Annotated in this window: 8 protein-coding genes; 2 read left to right on the top strand and 6 right to left on the bottom strand. The window is 70.7% G+C overall.

The window, feature by feature from the left end; all coding sequences use genetic code 11:
- Positions 1-96 precede the first annotated feature (96 nt).
- Positions 97-3,249 (bottom strand): FG-GAP-like repeat-containing protein, encoded by a 3,153-nt coding sequence (locus tag ACFZBD_RS12065; RefSeq protein WP_391139240.1) that lies wholly within the window; start codon positions 3,247-3,249, stop codon positions 97-99.
- Positions 3,250-3,858: 609 nt separating this feature from the next.
- Here ACFZBD_RS12065 and ACFZBD_RS12060 point away from each other — a divergent pair.
- The gene (locus ACFZBD_RS12060) at positions 3,859-11,421 is read left to right on the top strand and encodes a ricin-type beta-trefoil lectin domain protein (RefSeq protein WP_391139669.1); all 7,563 of its coding nucleotides are present in this window, start codon (positions 3,859-3,861) and stop codon (positions 11,419-11,421) included.
- Positions 11,422-11,430: 9 nt separating this feature from the next.
- Positions 11,431-11,949, top strand: a complete 519-nt coding sequence (locus ACFZBD_RS12055; protein ID WP_391139239.1) for a hypothetical protein — start codon at positions 11,431-11,433, stop codon at positions 11,947-11,949.
- Positions 11,950-12,028: 79 nt separating this feature from the next.
- Here the strand turns inward: ACFZBD_RS12055 and ACFZBD_RS12050 are convergent, their stop codons facing one another.
- The 5 genes from ACFZBD_RS12050 to ACFZBD_RS12030 form a co-directional block, all read right to left on the bottom strand.
- Entirely contained in the window at positions 12,029-13,531 is a 1,503-nt protein-coding gene (locus tag ACFZBD_RS12050) for a penicillin-binding transpeptidase domain-containing protein (protein ID WP_391139238.1), read from the bottom strand.
- Positions 13,528-14,907 (bottom strand): FtsW/RodA/SpoVE family cell cycle protein, encoded by a 1,380-nt coding sequence (locus ACFZBD_RS12045; RefSeq protein ID WP_391139237.1) that lies wholly within the window; start codon positions 14,905-14,907, stop codon positions 13,528-13,530. Before ACFZBD_RS12045 ends, ACFZBD_RS12050 begins: the two co-directional genes overlap by 4 nt.
- Before the next feature lie 94 nt (positions 14,908-15,001).
- Positions 15,002-16,366: an ATP-binding protein gene (locus tag ACFZBD_RS12040; protein WP_391139236.1), complete on the bottom strand. Its 1,365-nt coding sequence runs from the start codon at positions 16,364-16,366 to the stop codon at positions 15,002-15,004.
- A complete protein-coding gene (locus ACFZBD_RS12035; protein ID WP_391139235.1) occupies positions 16,363-17,166 on the bottom strand; it encodes a hypothetical protein in 804 nt (267 codons plus the stop codon). Before ACFZBD_RS12035 ends, ACFZBD_RS12040 begins: the two co-directional genes overlap by 4 nt.
- A 192-nt stretch (positions 17,167-17,358) precedes the next feature.
- Entirely contained in the window at positions 17,359-19,719 is a 2,361-nt protein-coding gene (locus ACFZBD_RS12030; RefSeq protein ID WP_391139234.1) for a PBS lyase, read from the bottom strand.
- Positions 19,720-20,163 lie beyond the last annotated feature (444 nt).

Genomic DNA, 20,163 nt, shown 5'->3' with positions numbered 1-20,163 from the left:
AAACGGGGTGAGCCCCCGGCGCACGAAGCGCCGGGGGCTCACTGGTGTGTCACGGGTGTAGCTGGCGTGACTGGTGTGATTGGTGTGGGACGGGGATCAGCCGAAGGACTTGACGCCGTTCCAGTTGACCGAAAGCACCGTCTTGACGGCGGGGTTCGTGTTGGTGGTGGACGGGTGGTAGATCTTGATCGTTCCGTCCGCCGCCGTACGCGTCCAGATGTCGGGGATCCCGTCCCCGCTCACGTCCGGGATGCCGATGGCGGTGTTCACGGCCGCCTCGGTCCAGCCGGTGCCGTACTGGGTGTCGACGCCCTCGCGCGAGTTGGCCGCGACCTTCAGCGAGTTGAGGTCGACGCTGCCCGCGACGGTGCCGGGCTTGCCGTGGCGGATGTACATGACGCCGTTGTCGAGGTTGCGCCACAGCAGGTCGGGCGTGCCGTCCTTGTCGATGTCCGCGACGTTCACGATGTCGCGGCGGCCCCACGCGGAGCCCTCCATCAGCGTGGCGGTCTCGAACGTGGCGCCGCTGTAACCGGACAGCGTCCAGAATGCCGTCCCGACCCGCACGACCACGTCGGCCTTCTTGTCGCCGGTGATGTCACCGACGGCCTTCATCATGGTCCACGTCGACGGGGCCGGCGTGTTCGACGGCAGCCGGACCTTCAGACGGTCGCCGATGTTGAAGGTGCCGTAGCCGTCGCCCGGGTAGAGCCAGAACTGGCCGTCCGGGGTGACCGCGAACAGGTCGGTGGTGCCGTCGCCGGGGTAGGCGTCGCTGTGGTGGGCGATCAGGGCCGCCTTGCCGGTGGTCGCGTTGAACCAGTGACCCGGCGGGTTGAGGACGACCTTGCCGTCCGGGCCCTTGGTGTAGGAGCCGTCCATACCGCCGTACAGCTCGCCGCCCGGGCCGCCGGACATGGAGACGAGGTTGCCGTTGGCGTTGACGGTCATCAGGTCGGCGATGCCGTCGCCGCCGACGTCACCGGGGCCGTCGGCCGTGTCGCGCGGCGGCACGTAGAACGCGTAGTCGGTCCGGGCGCTGACGTTGCCCAGCGAGTCCAGCGAGAAGACGTGCAGCCAGTTCGGACCGGCGTGCGGGGGCTTCAGCGCGGTGTCGGTGAACGCGCCGTTGACCGCGGTGACGTCCTTGTAGTTCAGACCCTCGAAGCCGTAACGGAACTTCGCCGCACCGGTGGAGGTGAAGGTGATCGGACCGGTCTCACCGAACTTCACGGTCGCCCAGGTCGCGCCGTCGCTCGTGGCCTCCTTGAAGACCGGGCTGGAGACGTCCGGCTGCGGGGGCGAGGTCGGGTCGACCGTGATGCGGCACGGCTCGGTGGTGTTCGGCGGGAAGTACGTGGACACGGCACCGACCTGGTCGATGGCGTGGACGTCCCACGAGAAGGTCGTGTTGGTCTTCAGGTCCTTCAGCATCGGGTCGGCCGCGGAGATGATCCGCTGCGCGGTGCCGGAGGAGTTCGGGGTGATGTCGACCGGGGCCGGGACCGTTCCGCCCGTGGGCCAGAAACGGAACCGCAGCTTGGAGAGGTTCCCGTCGCCGTCCTTGGCGTTGGCCGAGAGCACGATGTTGGTCCGGCCGACCACCACACCGGAGCCGGGGCCCGGAGTGCAGGCGCCGCCAGGAGAGGTCGTGCCGGCGGTGGGCTCGCTCGGGGGACGGTTGTAGTCGACCTCGAGGGTGGCGGAGGTGGCGCGGAACTTGCGCCAGGTCTGGGTGTCACTCTCGCTGGTGGCGCGCATGCCGAAGGTGATGTTCGACCAGCCGTTGTCGGCGCCCTTCTGGGCGGCGGCCTTGACGTTGGCGTTGTCGAACGCCTCGTAAGCGTCCCCGCAGGAGGTGGACCAGCCGTGGGCGAAGGACTTCGACTGCAGGTGGGTGGACCAGGACGGCTGCGCGTTCCAGGTCGTGCCCGTGGAGATCGAGCCGGTCAGGTAGAACTTGAACTCACGGTCCGTGCAGGACCAGGAGTGGTTGTTCAGCACCTTGTACGACGCCCGGGTGACCGCGGCGCCCTTGATCTTCGGGTCGAAGTCCATCCGCCAGAAGGAACGGCCGAGACCGCCGGTGTCGCTCTCGTAGCCCACGCGGGCGTCGGAGGTGCCGGAGGAGAAGTTGGTGCCGTTCCAGAAGCTGCTGTTGGGGTACTTCCGGTAAGCCGTCGTCCAGGCTTCGTATCCGGCGTTCATCGTCGGGTCGACGAAGACCGGGAACTTCACGCCGGGCTTGGTGAACAGGCCGGTCGCGGCGACGTTCAGGGCCAGGCGGGCGGTGCTCGTCTTGTCCCCGTCGAGGGCGACCGGGAGCTGGGCGGAGTGGGCGCCGGGCTCGATACCGGTCAGACCGGAGAGCTTGAGCACGTCGGCCGGCGTACCGGTGGCGGTGCGCGGGGCGCTCTCGGGCGCTTCCGGGTCCTGACCGCTGGAGTCCCACGCGAAGGGAGTGGGAATCGAGGCGACTTCCTTGCCCGCCTTGTCCAGGACGAGGACGCGGCCCTTGGGGGCGTCCAGCTGGAAGGTGGCCGTCTTGGACTGGAGTCCGTACGCGACCGACTTCAGCGCCTCCTGCTTGGCCGCTTCCGGCGTCTTCACAATGAGGAGCTGGGCGACACCGCCCTCCTCACGCGCCACCAGGAGCAGGTCGACACCGGGAAGAACCTCGGAGTAGAGGGCACGCGGGCCGTCGAGGACCGGCTCGGGCAGCGCGCCCGGCCAGGTGTAGGCGACGGTGTGGCCGGCGACGTCCATCTCCGCGAGCACGGTCTGACCGGGCTGCGGGGCGCGGGCGAAGGAACGGTCCGCACGGGACGCGTCCTTGCTGCCGCTGGAGAACCGCACGGGCACGGCGGCGTTGACCGGCACGATGCCGAGCCCACGCGGTGCCTTCGCCGAGCGGACCAGCTTGTTGTCGATCGGGGCCCACTCGCCGTCGGCGTTCTTCGCGCGCTGCGGCGTGGCGTGCATCTGGGAGCGCATCTGCCCGTTGGGGAGCGCCCAGGTCTGCTGCGTGGCGGTGGTCGCCGTGTCGACGAGCACCTGCTTCCGCGTGCGCTTGGCCTCGGCGACGGCAGCGGACTCGTCACGGGGGCCGGTCGACGCCGGCTTGGCGTCGGTGGCCTTGTTGCCCTGGGCCACGGGCGGGGTCTGGGGCTGCCACCACGGAAGGAGGGCAGCGGTGAGGGCGGCCAGAATGAGGCCGAGGGTCAGTGACAGCCGTGTGCGCGTGCGCACGAAGGGGCTGAGAAATCTGGGTGGTGGCGCGGACACGGCGGTCTACTCCCGTAGGTACCAGGGCGGACAGGGGCAGCACAGACAGCCCCAACGGCAGGCCGCGGGGCATATATGTGCGCACACGATCACACGCGCGCCACAGGGAGTCCACAGGTGAAGGAGTTGCGAAAGCGTTATGTATGCCTTGGAACTACGCGGGTAGGTAGGGGTTTTGGGCAGGTTGCCCGTTTAAGCAGGTGGATAGGCCCTGTATGTAATGATCTACCCGTTGTGAGGGGTAGATCAATAACGGTGGCGTTCTGATCGGAACCGCACCGTGGGGCATCTCACTCGGCATCAGTTCCGCCCGGTGAAACCGTGTTGATATGCAACGCGGACATGACAGAGAGTTCGCACGCACGCGTCTGATGCAGGCGCGTGCTTTTGGTGTTTCCACGCCTTTCGGTGTGTGCGCACCTCTCTGTTGTCTGTATGACCCGGGTGGGAGTCGACGCGATGCGTTCTTCAGGTCCACCGTCATGGCTGGGGCGGGGACGCCTAGCCGTGACGGAGTCACAACGACGGCGCCGGCGGCTCAGCCGCACGGCGACCGTCCTTTTGTTGTCATCGATGCTGACGGTGACATCTCTCAGCTCGCAGGCGTTGGCGATCCCCGGCGACGGCATGAGCCGCGAGGAGCAGACCGCGGAGGTTGACCTCCCGGACATTCCGAAGAGCACCGAACTCGACGGTGACGAGACCGCGCAGAAGGCGCTGACCACGGCGCAGGAAGTCCCGATCACGCCGTACGTGCCGAAGAACGTCACCCCGTGGGTGGCCGACCTCGGCAAGGCGACGCTGACGGCGACGAGCGAGCCGGGCACCACGGTCCCGGTGTCGCAGAACCTGCCGGTGGCGATCGGCGTTCCCGAGGGTGGGGACCCGGCGGCACTCGCGGGCGAGTGGAGCGTCGACCTGAAGCCGGTCGAGGCGTCGCAGGACGCGGGCGTCTCCGGCATGATCATGAAGGTCACGCCTCCGGCGACGGCCGACCCGGCCGCACAGATCGCGCTGACCATCGACCCGACCGGCTTCGCCGACCTCTACGGTCCGCAGGCCGCCCAGCGTTTCGGTCTGACGCTGCTGCCGGAGTGCGTCTACTCCGACCCGACCGCGGGTGAGTGTGCCGACGACGGCACCACGACCATGGCGGGCGGCAAGGACGAGGGCGTCGGCTTCGAGCCCCTGAAGACGTCGGTGGAGGAGGTGCCCGCCAAGGAGGCTCCGACCAAGAGCACCGCGGCGAAGGGCGCCAAGACCCGCACGGTCGTCAGCGGCACGATCCCGGTCGCCAAGCTCCTGGAAGAGGGAAGCACCGGCGCTACGGCGCGCAAGGCTTCGTTCTCGGCCGCGGGAACGACGACCGGCGGCAACGCGGTCGGCATGCTCGACACCGGCTCGTCGGTGCAGGGTGACTTCACCGCTTCCCCGCTGCTGTCGTCCGGCGCTTGGTCGGCCGGTTCCTCCTCCGGTGCGTTCACGTACAACTACCAGGTGCAGGTGCCGGAGACCGCCGGCGGTCTGATGCCGAAGATCGGCCTGGGCTATTCGTCCCAGTCGGTCGACGGCCGTACGTCGGCGACGAACAACCAGGCTTCCTGGATCGGCGACGGCTGGGACTACAACGCGGGTTCCATCACCCGTACGTACGCCAACTGCCGTCAGGACTCCAAGCGGGCCGGGTCGAACAACGCGACCCACAAGACGGCGGACCAGTGCTACGGCTCGGAGAACGCCACCCTGTCGCTGGGCGGGATGACGACCGAGCTGGTGTGGGACGCGGCCAAGGGCACCTGGTTCACGGCCAACGGTGACGGTTCGAAGATCGAGCGGCTCAAGGACACGTCCAAGGACCCGCGCTCGGGCATGAAGGACGCGGACGGCGAGTACTGGGTCGTCACGACCAAGGACGGCACCCGCTACCACTTCGGCCTGAACAAGCTCCCGGGCTGGTCGGACAACGGCACCGCCGCCGACGACCCGTACACGGACTCCGTCCTTGCGGTGCCGGTGTACGGCAACCACGCGGGCGAGCCCTGCTACAAGGCCGGCGACTGGAAGAACTCCTTCTGCAACCAGGCCTGGCGCTGGAACCTCGACTACGTCGAGGACATCCACGGCAACGCCATGTCGCTGTGGTGGAAGCGCGACGTCAACTACTACGCGCGGAACTTCAACTTCAAGGCCCCGGTCGAGTACCACCGCGACGGCTACCTGACGCGGATCGACTACGGCCAGCGCAAGGACAGCATCTTCTCCGCCCCGGCTCCGGCGCGCGTGAACTTCTCCGTCGAGGAGCGCTGCTTCACCGAGGGCACGCTGACCTGCGTCGAGGACAACTTCAAGTCGAAGGACATGGGCAAGTACCGCATCTGGTACGACACCCCCGCCGACCTCCGCTGCGAAGCCGTCACCTCGACGTACAAGCAGAAGTGCTGGAACGCGGGCCCGACCTTCTGGTCCCGTAAGCGCCTGGACAAGATCACCACCTCCGCTCAGCGTCGTACCGACACGACCGCGCGTCAGGTCGTGGACGAGTACAAGCTCGAGCAGAACTTCGCCGCGCTGAAGACCGGCGTGAACACGGCCCTGTGGCTGGAGTCGATCTCCCGCACCGGCTACGCCCGCAACGGCTCCACCGACGCGAGCGTCACGCTGAACTCGGTGCGTTTCGAGTCCAACGCCGAGGACATGCCGAACCGCGTCATGCGCGGAACGAACGACCCGCGTCCGGGCTTCTCCCGCCTGCGGATCGACCGTGTCATCAACGAGTACGGCGGCGAGACCGTTGTCACCTACAAGCCGGCCGAGGGCCAGTGCGCCACCGGCACCGGCCTGCCGACGAAGACGGACACGGCGGCGCTGAAGGCGAACACCCGCCTGTGCTACCCGTCGTACTGGAACCCCGACCCCGAGGTCGAGGACATCGACTGGTTCCACAAGTACGTGGTCGAGTCGATCGAGGAGCTTCCCAACGTCTCCGGCTCGTACGGCACCAAGACGTTCTACGAGTACAAGAACGCCGGCTGGAAGCTCGCCGAGGCCGAGTTCAGCAAGAAGTCGACGCGGACGTACTCGCAGTTCGCGGGCTTCGAGCAGACCACCGTCCTGACCGGTCCCAAGCCGTCGGACACGGACAGCGGAGAAGGCTCCGCGGGTGAGAACACCCCGGGTGTCGACGCGCCCCGCACCAAGGCTGTGAGCCGCTTCTTCCGCGGCATGGGCGACACGGTGCCGGTCAAGGACGTCCACGGCAACGTGATCAAGGCGTCCGACGGCTCGACCGTCTACGACCGCGAGGCGTTCGCCGGCCGCATAGCCGAAGAGCTCTCCTACACCAACGCCACGGACGCGGACACCAACTGGCTGACCCGCAGCGTCACGATCCCCGCGGCGACGGAACTCGGCAAGCGGGACCGCGAGGACGGCCTGACCGACCTCAAGGCCTGGCGCGTCACCGAACCCGAGGAGATCGCCTACACCAAGTCGTCCGGCACGAACACGGACGACCCGCGCACGGTGCGCTCGGTGAAGACGACGACGACGTACGAGCCGACGTACGGGCTTCCGACGCTGGTGGAGTCGCTGGGCGACACGGGTAAGACCGGTGACGAGTCCTGCACCAAGCTGGACTATCTGCACCAGACCAGCATGAACCTGATCGGTTTGTCCAAGCAGGTCATGGTCTCGCCGACGACCTGCGCGAACGCCAACTGGACCGACCTCGGCTCGCTGACAGGGTCCAACCGCACGGCCTACGACGGTACGACGTACGGGACCGCGCTCGGCGCCTCGACCCGGGGTCTTGCCACCCAGGCGTGGACCCTCAACGGTGCCGGCACCGGTTTTCAGAGCACCGGCACCAAGGAGTTCGACGCCAACGGCCGGGTGGTGAAGGAGACCCCGGCGGACCAGCTGAGCCAGCCGACCCCGAAGTCCGCGACGATCAAGTACGAGGCCATCGGGCCGGCCACCGGCCAGGTCTTCAAGATCACCACGACTAACGTGCTCGGCCACACTCAGGTCAATGAGCTGGAGCCGGGCCGGTCGGTCACTGTCAAGACGACCGACGCCAACAATCACGTCAGCGAGGCCGTGTACGACCCGATGGGTCGGTTGGCCGAGGCCTGGGCTCCGGGCCGTACCCCCGGTTCGGGCGTTCCGGACTTCAAGGCCGAGTACACGATCCCTAAGCCGGAGGTCGACCCGGAGGACTCGGAACGCGAGATCCGCAGGCCCCCCTACGTCACCACGTACGCACGTGGTTACGAGGACCGGATCGAGAAGTCCGTCACGCTCTACGACGGTCTCGGTCGCGAGCGGCAGTCCCAGGAGGAGGCGGACGGCGGCGGCCGTCTGATCACCGACACGCTGTACAACGACGCCGGTGAGATCTACCAGACCAACAACGCCTACCTGAACCAGGACGACCCGCGCGGCGAGCTGTTCACCCCGCTGGCGGACACCGCCGTCCCGAACATCACCCGGTACAAGTACGACGGCCTCGGCCGCGTGCTGGAGGAGATGCCGGTCCTCAAGGTCAAGCTCCCGGGCACGACCGAGGCCGTCTCGCAGGAGGTCCCCGAGAAGGCCGTCCGCTACGAGTACGGCGAGGACTGGTCGAAGGTCATCAACCCGCAGGGCGACTCGTCCTACCGCGTCTGGACCGATGCGACGGGTCGTACTCTGCGTTCGGACACCTTCAACCCGGCGGCCCCCGGCGGCTTCACGTCGACGCGCTACGAGTACGACACGCGCGGCCGGATGTCCAAGGCGACGGCGTCGGCCGACCCGACCCACCCGTGGACCTGGACGTACAACCACAACGCCCAGGTGGAGACGGCGACCGACCCGGACTCGGGCACGACCCGAACCGCCTTCGACACCTTCGGCCGGGTCGAGACGACCACCAACGCCCGTGGCAACACGATCTGGAACGGCTACGACGAGCTGTCGCGGCCCAAGGAACTTCGGGAGAACAACGCCACCGGCAAGCTGCTTGCCTCGTTCACATACGACACCGTCGCGGGCGGCAAGGGCATGCCCGCCACCGCCACCCGCTACACCGACAGCGACGCGTACACCCAGGCGGTCAACGGCTACACGAAGGAGTACCAGCCGACCGCGACCACGCTGTCCCTGCCGCAGTCCATGGTCGACACCTGGGGTCTGAAGAAGGACTACAGGTACGACTACACCTACAACGACCGCGGCATGCTGGACGAGACCACCCTTCCCGAGGTGGGCAGGTTCGGCGCGGAGAAGCTGGTCTTCCGCTACAACAAGGACGGCAAGCCGCTCTCCATCTCCGGCAAGGACTGGTACGGCTCGGAGACGGTCTACTCCCCGTACGGCCAGGTCCTGCGCTCCACCCTCGGCGCCCAGCCCTACCGGGTCTGGACGCAGAGCTCCTACGACGAGTCCACCGGTGAGCTGGCCGAGCAGTCGGTATACCGCGAGAAGGGCGGCCCCGGCGACACCACGGCCGACAGGAGCATCGTCGGAGGCAACCTGGTCTCGAACCGGGCCTACGGCTACGACCCGTCCGGCAACGTCACCTCGATCCAGGAGAAGTCCACCGGGATCGCGGAGCGCCAGTGCTTCGTCTACGACCCGATCGGGGAGCTGAAGTCCGCCTGGACCTCCAAGGACCAGACGAGCTGCGTCAACCCCAGGAACCCGGACGGCTCGCTCAACAAGAACACGGACGGCACGCTCCGAGCCGCCGCGGGCGCCGACAACTCCGGCTACTGGCAGGAGTACGAGTACGACCTGCTCGGCAACCGCACCAAGCTGACCGAGAACGACCTCACGGGCGACACCACGAGGAACGCGGTCACCACGTACGCGTTCGGCAAGAACGCCGCCAAGGACCAGCCGCACTCGCTGACCAAGGTGACGAAGAAGTACAAGACGCCGGCCGGCGCCGAGGTAACCGCCGAGGCGACCCGGTTGTACGAGCTCACCGGTGAGACCAAGACGATCACCTCGGTCGAGAACGGCGACAAGCAGGAGCTGACCTGGACCTACGACGGCCAGGTCGACCGGATCACCGGTGCCGGCACCAGCGGCAAGACCCCGTACGTGGGTCTCGGCCAGAAGTGCCTGGACCTGAAGTCGGGCCTGGGCGCGACCGGCCAGCCGATCCAGCTCTACGCCTGCAACGCCTCGAATCCGCAGAACCTCAAGTTCACGCCCACCCCGGGCACGGCGACGGCGCCGCAGTCCGACCCCAACCGCGGCTCGCTCTCGGTGCTCGGCACCTGGTGCCTCCAGCCCGCCGCCAACACGGCCGGGTCGGCGGTCCAGGTCCAGCAGTGCGGCACCACCTCCGCGCAGCAGACCGCGCAGGAACTGAGGCGCAACGCATCCGGGCAGCTCACCCACATCGCCTCCGGTCTGTGCCTCGCGGTGCAGGGCGCGGCGAACGTGAACGCGACGCCGATCGTGCTCGCCACCTGCGACGCCGCCTCGGCGGCCCAGCAGTGGATGCCGCAGAACGACACCCGTCACATCTACGGCCCCGACGGCTCGCGCCTGCTCACCATCAAGGGCAAGCAGGCGACCCTTCACCTGGGCGAGGCCGAGGTGACCGTTCAGCAGGGCGGCGTCCTGGTCAACACCCAGCGCACCTACCCGGCTCCGGGCGGTGCGGTCATGCGCTACGCCTACGGCACCGGTGGGGAGACCCTGGTCGCCCAGACCACGGACCACCAGGGCAGTGCGTACACGGAGGTCGCCCTCCACGGCGGCCAGTCGGTGCGCATCCGGAAGCAGGACCCCTTCGGCAACGAGCGCGGCACCACCGGTGCCAACCTCCAGAACCACAAGGGATTCCTGGGCAAGACCCGGGACGACGCCTCCGGCTTCCAGCCGCTGGGCGCCCGTCTGTACGACCCGGTGGTCGGACGCTTCCTGTCCGTCGACCCGGTGCTCGACATCAACGACCCGCAGCAGTCCAACGGGTACGCGTACGCGCAGAACAACCCGGTCACGTACTCCGACCCGACCGGTCTGGCCATTTCGCTGACCGCGTCGGAGCGGGCAGCGGCTCTCGCGGGCGCCGGTCTGTCCGCGGCCCAGGTCGCGCAGGCCGAGGCGATGCAGGGCAAGTCCCTCACCTCGGTGATTCTCTCGATCGCCTGGGAGACGCTGAAGGACTTCATCGGCATCAACGACGCCATGGCCTGCTTCGGCGGTGACATGTGGTCGTGCGGCAGCATCATCCTCGACGCTATTCCGTGGACGAAGCTGGGCAAGATTCCGTCTGTTCTGAAGGCGATCAATCGCACCATCGACGCCATCCAGGCGTTCAAGAAGGCGAAGGCGGCCGCAGAAGCCGTCCTCAAGGCCGCCAAGGCCGCCGAAGCGGCAGCCTTGCAGGCCAAGAAGGCAGCCATCGAGAAGGCCAAGAAGGAGGCCGCGCAAAGAGCGAAGAAGAAGGCCGCCGAGGAAGCCAAGAGAAAGGCCGACGCAGCGGCCGCCGCGAAACGGAAGACGGGTAACCCCACCCAGAAGCAGGCCCAGGCGAAGTCCGCGCCCAAGTCGTCCTCCCACTCGGGTGCCGGCGGCAAGAGTTCCGGAGGCGGCAAGAGCTCGGCAAGCGGTGGCAAGTCCGGTGGCAAGTCCGGTGGCTCCGGTGGCAGCTCCGGCGGATCCTCCCGGTCCAACGGCGGATCCAGCGGTGGTGGCGGTTCCGGCAAGGTTCCGAGCACGCGCGGTGAGTCCAACGGCCGTGCACCGAACGTCGACATCGACCGCGCGCCGGCGAACTGGGACCTGGACCAGCGCCTCGCGGAAGTCGCGGAACGCGTACCGACGTACGCGGCGCTGGCTTCCAGCGCTGCGACGAGGACCCGGACGTTCGTCGGCGCCATCAACACCCGCACCGGCGATACCGTGCTCGCCTCTTCCGGCGGCGGATACTGCGCCGAAGGCAATGCGCTGATTGCTTTGGGAGGAAATGTCGACGAGGTCATCTTCACCAACGCGTATCAGATGGCGCGGGGCAGCGACCGCAAGTGGACGGCCTTGCTGAAGAAGGTGTGCGTAAGATGTCAGGCGGACTATCCCAGCCGCGACAACTTCGTACCCGGGATTCAGGGCGAACCCGGCGGGCCGTGGGGAGACTAGGCAGTGGCAATGAATCTCTTCGAGATCGAAATCCAGAAGCTCGATTGGGAGCGAATGGACTGTGGTTGCGGTGAGAGCGCTGTGCACCTCCCGGGCATGATCAGGGATCTGATCGGCCTCGGCGAGGAGCATGACAACGGCGCGGCTTTCCTTCCCCCAGTGCAGGACCACGTGATGACACCGGGCGAGAGTCTTGTGTCCGCGTCGCCCGCCTTCGTCTCAGTGGCATTCGCCGCACTGCTGGGTCCGCTGTCGGAACCCGCAAGGCGTGAAACGCTCGGGTCGTTGCTGCGCATCCTGGGTCCGGCTGCCGATTCCGGGAGCCCGGAAGCGGCTGACTGCGTCGCCGCGGCACGCGAGGGCCTGTGGGTGCTCTACGCGGAGGTGATGCAGGGCGAGTCGCTCGCCGGTGCCGCCTACGCGTTCGAGTCGCTCATGCTGATCGAGGAGGACTTGGAGAGGCTCCGTGCGGTGCAGGCCGCCGCCGGTGACCGCCTTCCCTGGGATCTGAAGCAGGAAGAGATCTGACGCCTGGCGTTTCCGCCACGCACAAGGGGTGAAGCCCCGGCCACAACGGCCGGGGCTTCACCCTTTTTCGGGTGCGGACTCAGGACGTGATGCCCTTCCGCGCCTCAGCGCCCCCGCCCCTCCCCTCCAGCCGCATCCCCTCCTCCAGCACCGCCCGTGCGATCGGCGCCGCGCTTCCGCCCCCGCTGATCTCCGTCCTCCGTGCCTCCGCGTCCTCCACCACCACCGCCACCGCGACCGCCGGCTGGGCCGCGTCCGGCGACTGGGCCCAGGCGATGAACCAGGCGTAGGGGGTGCCGATGTTGCCGAGGCCGTGCTGGGCCGTGCCCGTCTTGCCGCCGACCGTCGCGCCCGGGATCGAGGCGTTCGTGCCCGTGCCCTCCGTGACCGCCTTCACCATCAGGCGCTGGAGCTGGGTCGCCGTCGAGGGGCGCATCGCCTGGCGGTAGCTGCGGCGGCCCGTCGTGTCGACCGTCCGGCCGCCCGCGGTCGTCGTCCGCTCCACCAGGTACGGGTGCGCGATCTCGCCGTTGTTCGCGACCGCCGCCGCCACCATCGCCATCTGCAGCGGCGTCGCCGTCGTGTCGAACTGCCCGATCGATGACAGCGCCAGCTGGTCGTCGCTCATCGCCGGGTCGAAGTTCGACCTCGCCACCCAGGACGGGATCCGCAGCCCCGCGTCGTCGAAGCCGAAGTTCCGGGCCGCGTCCACCATCCCCTCCAGGCCCACCTTCACCCCGAGCCCCGCCATCACCGTGTTGCACGACCACTGGATCGCGTACGCCAGCGACGCGTTCCCGCACCCCTTCGCCGCGTTCGGCAGCACGTGCCGGGTCCCCGGCAGGACGAACGGGTCCGGCGTGTCCGTCGGCGCGTCCACGTCCGTCACCGCGCCCGCGTCCAGGGCCGCCGCCGCCGTCACGATCTTGAAGGTGGAGCCCGGCGGATAGGTCTGCCGGATCGCCCGGTTGAGCATCGGCTGGTTCGGCGAGGTGTTCAGCCGCGCCCACGCCTCCTTCACCGCCGGCCCCGTACCCGACAGCTCTCCCGGGTCGTACGACGGCGAGCTGACCAGCGCCAGGATCCGCCCGCTCGACGGCTCGATCGCCGCGACCGCCCCCCGCTTCCCCGCCAGCCCCCGGTACGCCGCCTCCTGCATCGAGGCGCGGATCGTCGTCACGGCGTCCCCGCCCGGCTGCCGCCCCCGGCTGATGTCGTTCCAGAACGGCAGCGGCATCAGCATCGGATCCGTGCCCGACAGGACCGCGTCCTCGGCGTGCTCCAGCAGGGTCGTGCCGTACGTCTGCGAGGCGTGACCGGTCACCGGCGCGTACAACGGCCCCTGCGTGTACGTACGTTCGTACCGCAGTTGCTCGCCGCTGTCCCGTGCGCCGGTCACCGGTCGGCCCTCGACCCGGATCGTGCCGCGCGGCTGCCCCCAGGCGGCGATCGCCGGACGGCGGTTGGCCGGGTTCTCGTCGAGTGACTCCGCCTGGAAGACCATCACCCGCGCCGCGTTGACCAGCAGCGCCACCAGCAGGACGAGGCAGAGCGCGGCCGCGCGCCGGATGTACGGGATCACTTGGCTTCCTCGGCCACCGGCGCGACGATGCCGGCCTCGACCGGCTCGGGCCGCGGGGCCCGCGCCGAGTCGCTGACCCGGATCAGCAGCGCCACCATCACCCAGTTGGTGACCACGGACGAGCCGCCCTGCGCCAGGAACGGCATCGCCATGCCGGTCAGCGGGATCAGCCCCATCACCCCGCCGGCGATCACGAACACCTGGAGCGCCACGATCGAGGCGAGACCCGTCGCCAGCAGTCGCCCGAACGGGTCGCGCAGCGCGAGCCCGGAGCGGTAGCCGCGCGCGACGAGCAGGGCGTACAGCAGGAAGAGCGCGGTCAGGCCGACGAGGCCCAGCTCCTCGCCCGCCGTCGCCAGGATGAAGTCGGACTTGGCGGCGAAGCCGATCAGCACCGAGTGCCCGCTGCCGAGCCCCGTCCCCAGCATGCCCCCGGCGGCGAACGCGAACAGGGACTGGGCCAGCTGGCTCGGCCCTTCGCCCGCCTCGATCGAGGCGAAAGGGTTCAGCCAGTCCTCGACCCGGCTGTGCACGTGCGGCTCCAGCGAACCGACCGCGAACGCCCCGACCGCCGCCAGGAGCAGCCCGACCGCGATCCAGCCGGTCCGGCCGGTCGCCACGTACAGCGTGATCACGAACAGGCCGAAGAAGAGCAGCGAGGTCCCCAGGTCCCGTTCCAGGATCAGCACGCCCACGCTCAGCACCCAGATCGCGACGATCGGCCCGAGCACCCGGCCGGTGGGCAGCTGGAGCCGCCAGATCCTGCGGCCGGTGTACGCCAGCGCGTTGCGGTTGGCCGCGAGATAGGCGGCGAAGAAGACGGCGAGCAGGATCTTGGCGAACTCGCCCGGCTGGAAGGAGAGGCCGCCGATCCGGATCCAGATCCTCGCCCCGTTCACGGCCGGGAAGAAGATCGGCAGCAGCATCAGGACGAGCGCGGTGGCCATCGACAGGTACGCGTACCGCTGGAGCACCCGGTGGTCGCGCAGCAGGACGACGACGGCGATGAACAGCGCCACCCCGAGCGTCGACCAGATCAACTGGGTCGGCGCGGCCGGGTCGCGGGGCGTCTCCAGGTCGAGCCGGTAGATCAGCACCAGCCCCAGGCCGTTGAGGAGGACCGCGATCGGCAGCATCAGGGGATCGGCGTACGGCGCGCGGAAGCGGACGGCGAGGTGGGCGACGAGCGCCAGCAGCCCGAGCCCGGCGCCGTAGCGGACGGCGTCGGGCGGCACGGCGCCGGTACCGGCGAGGCCGACTTCGGCGTAGCCGTAGACGGAGATCAGGACGGCGCAGACGAGGAGGGAGAGCTCCACGCCGCGGCGCTTCGGGACGCGTAGCCCGGGCGGGGGAGCGTCCGCCGTCGTAGCGGTCATGGTCCGCAACGTAGCAAGCTGTATGCCTTATATCCCTTATGTGTGACGGTGTGCCGCCAGTCGGACGACGGGCCCGCTCCGGAGCGTCGAGGCCCTACGGGTGGCCCATCCCATCCGTCCCGTCCGGCTCGGCCGTCCCGTCCGGCTCGGCCTTCCCGTCCGTCCCGTCCGTCCCGTCCGGGTCCCCTCCGTACTCCGGCAGGCTCAGCCGGGCCAGGGCGCCGCCGCCCGGCGCGGCCGCGAACTCCAGGCGCGCCCCGATCACCTCGGCCTGGCCGGCCGCGATCGTCAGCCCGAGGCCGTGCCCCTTGCCCCGCCCCTCGGTGCGGAAGCGCTGCGGCCCCAGGTCGAGGAGGTAGGGCGGATAGCCGTCGCCGTGGTCCCGTACGGTCACGACCGGCCCGTCGACCGTCAGGACGACCGGCGGGGCGCCGTGCCGGTGGGCGTTGGAGACGAGGTTGCCGAGCACCCGCTCCAGCCGCCGCCGGTCTGTCTCCACCGGTGCGTCGCGCTCGATCCGTACGGCGGTGTCCGTCCCCGAGGCCCGCACCACCCGCTCCGCGAGCGGTCCGAGTTCGTGTACGGCGAGGTCCACGGTCTCGTTACGGGCGTCGAGCCGCGAGATCTCCAGCAGGTCCTCGGTCAGCCCGCGCATCGCCTTCACCCGGTCCCGTACGAGCTCCGACGGCCGCCCCTCCGGCAGCAGCTCGGCGGCGGCGGACAGGCCGGTCAGCGGGGTGCGCAGCTCGTGCGCCACGTCGGCGGTGAAGCGCTGCTCGCTCTGCAGTTTGCGCTGGAGCGAGGAGGCCATGGTGTCGAGCGCCCCGGAGACGGTGGCGACCTCGTCCTGCGGGCGTGAAGGATCGTGCGTACGGGGGTCGTCGACGCGCGCGTCGAGGTCGCCGGCGCTGATCCGGCGGGCCACCTGGGCGGTCAGGTGCAGCCGCCGGGTGATCCGGGTGACCGCGAAGGCGCCCACCAGCAGGGTCGCCCCGATCGCCAGGACCGAGGACCCGACGATCGAACGGTCGAGCCCGTTGATGGTCTCCGCGCTCGCCGCGAAGTCCGTGCGCACGGCGAGGGCGCGGCCGTCGGCCGGGCCCGCCGCCCACATCGTCGGGCGACCTTCGTACGAGTCGACCATCGTGCCGCTCTGCCCTCCGAGCGCGAGGGCGCGGAGCGGGTCGGGCAGGCCCACGGGGTCGATCCCGGCGGTCCGGGGGAGCGGCTCGCCCGCCTCGTAGGCGCGGGCGGCCGTGGTGAGCCGGGCCAGCGCCCGCTCACGGGCGTCCTCCACGGTCCGGTCGGTCACCGAGACATGTACGAGGACGCCGAGGAGGGCCGCGAGCGCGCAGCACATGACCGCGATGAAGACGGCGGCCTTCCAGGTCAGGGTCGCGGTCCAGGCGGGAAGCCGGAGGCGAGGCTGCCGGGGGCGGACCCGGGGCCGGGGGCTCATGGGCGGGCCGCCTCGGGGGCGGCGGCGGACGGCGGCGGAGGCGGCGCCGGGGTGGTCCGGGACGGGATGCCCGGGGTCGGCGTGGGGTCGGCGGGGCGGGGCTCGGGGGCGGCCGACGCGGACGGAGCGCGCGGCTTCACCCGGATGATCTCGTCGCGGGTCGCCAGCATCGCGTGCTGCTGCTCGTCCCAGGTCCAGGCGGTCCGGTACTCGTACCCCGGGATGCCGGCCGAACTGACCCGCATGATCAGGTCCCGGCCCGCCAGGTCCACGCTGATCACCTGGTCGACGGTGGACATGACGCGGGTGAGGCCGCCGTCCTCGGCGAGGTAGACGCGTACGCCGACCTGCTGGTCGGGCATGCGGATGCCGACGATCAGGTCGTCCCGGCCGTCGCCGGTCAGGTCGTGGTAGTACGGCCGCATGACCGGGCACGCCTTCGGTTCCGTGCCGCACCGGGCGATGCGGCGCGCGGTCTCCTCGTACATGCCGTCAGGCCCGCTGTACGTGTCGGGGTGCGCCTTCACCTCGGCCTGGACGACGGCCACGGGGGCGACGCGGTGGACGTCGTCGTCGGGGACCTCGATGCCGGGGACGCGCTCGGTGACGGTCTCGCCGTAGTCGAGGGGCGGCGCGGTCGCGGGCGGCAGGTCGGGCCAGAGCCGGACGGGGCCGACGGCGGAGGGCGTGGGGCCGGCGCTCTCCAGCCCGCCCTCGTCGCCGCAGCCGGCGAGCCCGACGAGCGCCGCCGCGGCGGCCAGGGCCACGGCGGCGGCGCGCGGGACGCGGCGCGGTCTCACGCTCCTCCTCGGGACGATCCGTCTCGGTCTTCCCTCGACCTTATTCGTAGGGAAGTCCTTTTTGTCCACGGGGTGGGCGAGAGGAGGGAAGGGGGGTGGGGTCGGGTCCTCTTACCGGGCCGCCCGGCCGCCCGGCCGCCCGGCCGCGTCCGGCGCCCCGACGTGTCCCCTCGGCGGTCAGCCGCCCGGCCGTCAGCCGAGTCGGCCCCACTCCATCCGGTCGAGGGCCGCACGGCACAGGGTCACGAGCTTCTCGTCCTGGTGGATGTCGTGGCTGCCCGACCCGTGTTCGCGGACGTTGTGGCGGCGGCGCCTGCCCAGTTCGTCCCGGATCGCCGGTTCGGCGTCCCGCGCCGCCGGGCCCATCTCCGCGAGGCACGCGGCGATGTCCACGCGCGCGTGCGGGTTCTCCTCCCAGGCCCTGAGCAGTACCGGCAGCGTCGACTCCACGTCCCCCGTCACCCGCCACAGGGCCGCCGCGGCCGCCACCCGCACCCACAGGTCCCGGGCCTTCAGGCCAGGACGCAGCGCGGGCGCGCCGTCCGCCGCCGCCGGGCCGATCGAGCCCAGGGCGCGGGCGGCCGCGCACCACTCCGGGTCGGGGACGCCCGGCCGCAGCCATGCCTCCAGGGCGGGCAGGACGGCGACGGCGTCGCCCTCCACCGACCACAGGGCGAGCGCCGCGCTCGCCGAGACCGTGGCCGCGTCGCCGAGCAGCAGCTCCCGGATGTCGGGGACGGCCTCCCGCGCGGCCGGGCCGAAGGCGGCCAGCGCGCGCAGCGCCGCCTCCCGCACCCAGTCCCGCCGGTTCGGCGGCGCTCCGCGCAGCACCCGCAGCACTTCGGGCAGCGCCTGCGCACCCCGGATCGCCGTCAGGGCGAAGAGCAGCGGCGCGGCATGGTCGTACAGCCGGTCGTCCAGCTCGACGCGGGCGAGTCTTCGGCGCAGGGCGGGCGCGAGCGGTACGGCGGCAGGCCCCAGCGCGTCGACGGCGTAGAGCAGTTCGCGGCGGACCTCCGGCTCCGCGAGCGCCTTGGCGAGGAGCGGCACCGCCCGGGCGTCACCCGAGCGGGCCAGGGCGAGCAGCGCCCCGCAGCCCCCGGCGCGCACCCACGCGCTCGCCCCGGCCCCGGCCCCGGGGCGGGAGCCGGCCCGGGCCCCGGCCGGCGGGCCCCACCCCTCCTGGCCCCGGAGAGCGGGGGGCGTCGAGGAGACCCGTGCGGACAGGGCGGCGAGGGCGTCCGCGGCGGGGCCGGTCAGTTCGAAGAGCCGTTCCAGGAACGAGGTGGCGGCCTCGCGCAGCCTCGGGTCGGGGTCGGCGAGCTGGGCCCCGACGAGCCGCACCACCTCGTCGTACCCCCCGCGCCACATCCGTATCAGCCCCCCGCAGAGCCAGATGGCGTCCGAGCGCTGAGACCGGTCGGGGCTGCGCAGTTGGGCGAGGATCAGGGCGATCCGGTCGTCGACACGGTCGTCGAGGGCGGTGTGCAGGGTGCGCAGGAGTTCGTCGGTCCACGGCGTGGCGGCGGGGGTGTACGCCAAGGCGGCGTCGGGCGCGAGCGCGGCGCGGGACCCGGAGTCGCACCCGGGCCCGGAGCCGGATCCGCGACCGTGCCCGGATCCGGGCACGGAGGCGGGGCCCGGCCCCGGCCTCAGGAAGGCGTCCGGGTCCGCGTAGGCGCGCGGGTCCGCCTGTCCTCCCTCGCCGAAGCGGCCCGAGGAGCCGGCGGAGCCGGAGCTGAAGGAGCCGGGGGAGCCAGGGGAACCGACGGAGCCCGAGTCGGAGGGGACCGAAGGCTCCGGTGGGGCCGCACGCACCTCGTCCAGCAGCGCGGCCACCTGCTCGGCGACGTCCGCCGGGACCTCGGCGGGCGCGCAGCGGGCCAGCTGCGCCAGGGCCGCCAACCGGAGGCCGGGGGCCTGGGCCGCGCGGGTGAGCCAGCCGAGCCAGTCGACCGTCTCCGCCCGCAGCGACTCGTGCCGCCGGGCGATCCGCCCGACCGCCTCGACCAGGGCCAGCCGTACCTCCGTATCGCACTCGACCGTCAGCCGCTCCCGCAGCAGCGTCAGGACGCGCGCCGGCTCGGGATGCATCGAGGCGAGCGCGCAAGGGGCGGCGAGCCGCACCTCCGGGTCGGGGTCGCCGACGAGCGAGAGGAAGACGTCGGCCCCGGCGGCGACGGCGGCCGAGGCCATCGCGTAGTTGGCGGCCGGGATGAACTCGCCGTCCTCCGCGTCGAGCTGGTCCAGCTCGTCGAGATCCTCGTCCGCGCCGAGGTCGATGCCGCCGATGCTGGTCAGCAGCTCCACGATGCCGCCGCGGTCCTGGACGGCCGGGTCGGCGACGAGTTCGAGGAGGAAGGGGATGCAGGCGAGCGTCGAGTCGTACACATCGCCTTGGTGGTGCACGGTGCCGTACATGCCGTCGAGAGCGACCTCGCGCTCCGTGGAGTCGTCCGAGGCGAGCCCGCGCAGCAGCTCCGGAACGTCGTCCGCGGGGCCGTACGCATGCCCCAGCGAGGCCCAGTCGACCTCCTCGATCCCCGTCAGCATGCGGCCGCCGCCTTCCCCGTGAGCGCTGTACCAGGCAGCAAGTGTGCACCACGTCACCGTCAACAAGGGCCCGCTGAACGGACGCGTCCCGCGAACACGGCGCGAGGCGCTTGCTTTGCGCCACCCGGCGCACGCGCCAGGGGAGTTGACTCCGGCGGATCGGCGTGCAACCGGGCGACGGCTCGACGGCGACGCGGCGGCGACACACCGGCGACACGCCGGCGACCGGGGGCCGCCACGGCGTCGACTCGGCGGCAGGGGCCAAGCGGACGAGCCCCGGACCCGCCCCGGCCGGGGAACCGACCTCCGCACCGACCCGGAACCCGCAGGCCACGCACCGGCCCGGAACCCGCAGGCCACGCGCCGAGCCCGCGCCGCCCCCGGCCAGCCGAACCGCCCCCGAGCCGCCCCCGGACCCGCAGGCCACGCGCCTCCTCCGGCTCC

Source organism: Streptomyces sp. NPDC008121, from assembly GCF_042957155.1.
Classification (GTDB): domain Bacteria; phylum Actinomycetota; class Actinomycetes; order Streptomycetales; family Streptomycetaceae; genus Streptomyces.
The sequence above is the reverse complement of the archived record's forward strand: the minus strand, read 5'-3'. Positions and strand labels throughout refer to the sequence as shown.

What these genes read in the sequence shown, in the direction of transcription:
- ACFZBD_RS12055 (WP_391139239.1), top strand. Translation starts at nt 11,431, where the DNA reads ATGAATCTCTTCGAGATCGAAATCCAGAAGCTCGATTGGGAGCGAATG.
- ACFZBD_RS12060 (WP_391139669.1), top strand. Translation starts at nt 3,859, where the DNA reads ATGCTGACGGTGACATCTCTCAGCTCGCAGGCGTTGGCGATCCCCGGC.
- ACFZBD_RS12045 (WP_391139237.1), bottom strand. Translation starts at nt 14,907, where the DNA reads ATGACCGCTACGACGGCGGACGCTCCCCCGCCCGGGCTACGCGTCCCG.
- ACFZBD_RS12030 (WP_391139234.1), bottom strand. Translation starts at nt 19,719, where the DNA reads ATGCTGACGGGGATCGAGGAGGTCGACTGGGCCTCGCTGGGGCATGCG.
- ACFZBD_RS12040 (WP_391139236.1), bottom strand. Translation starts at nt 16,366, where the DNA reads ATGAGCCCCCGGCCCCGGGTCCGCCCCCGGCAGCCTCGCCTCCGGCTT.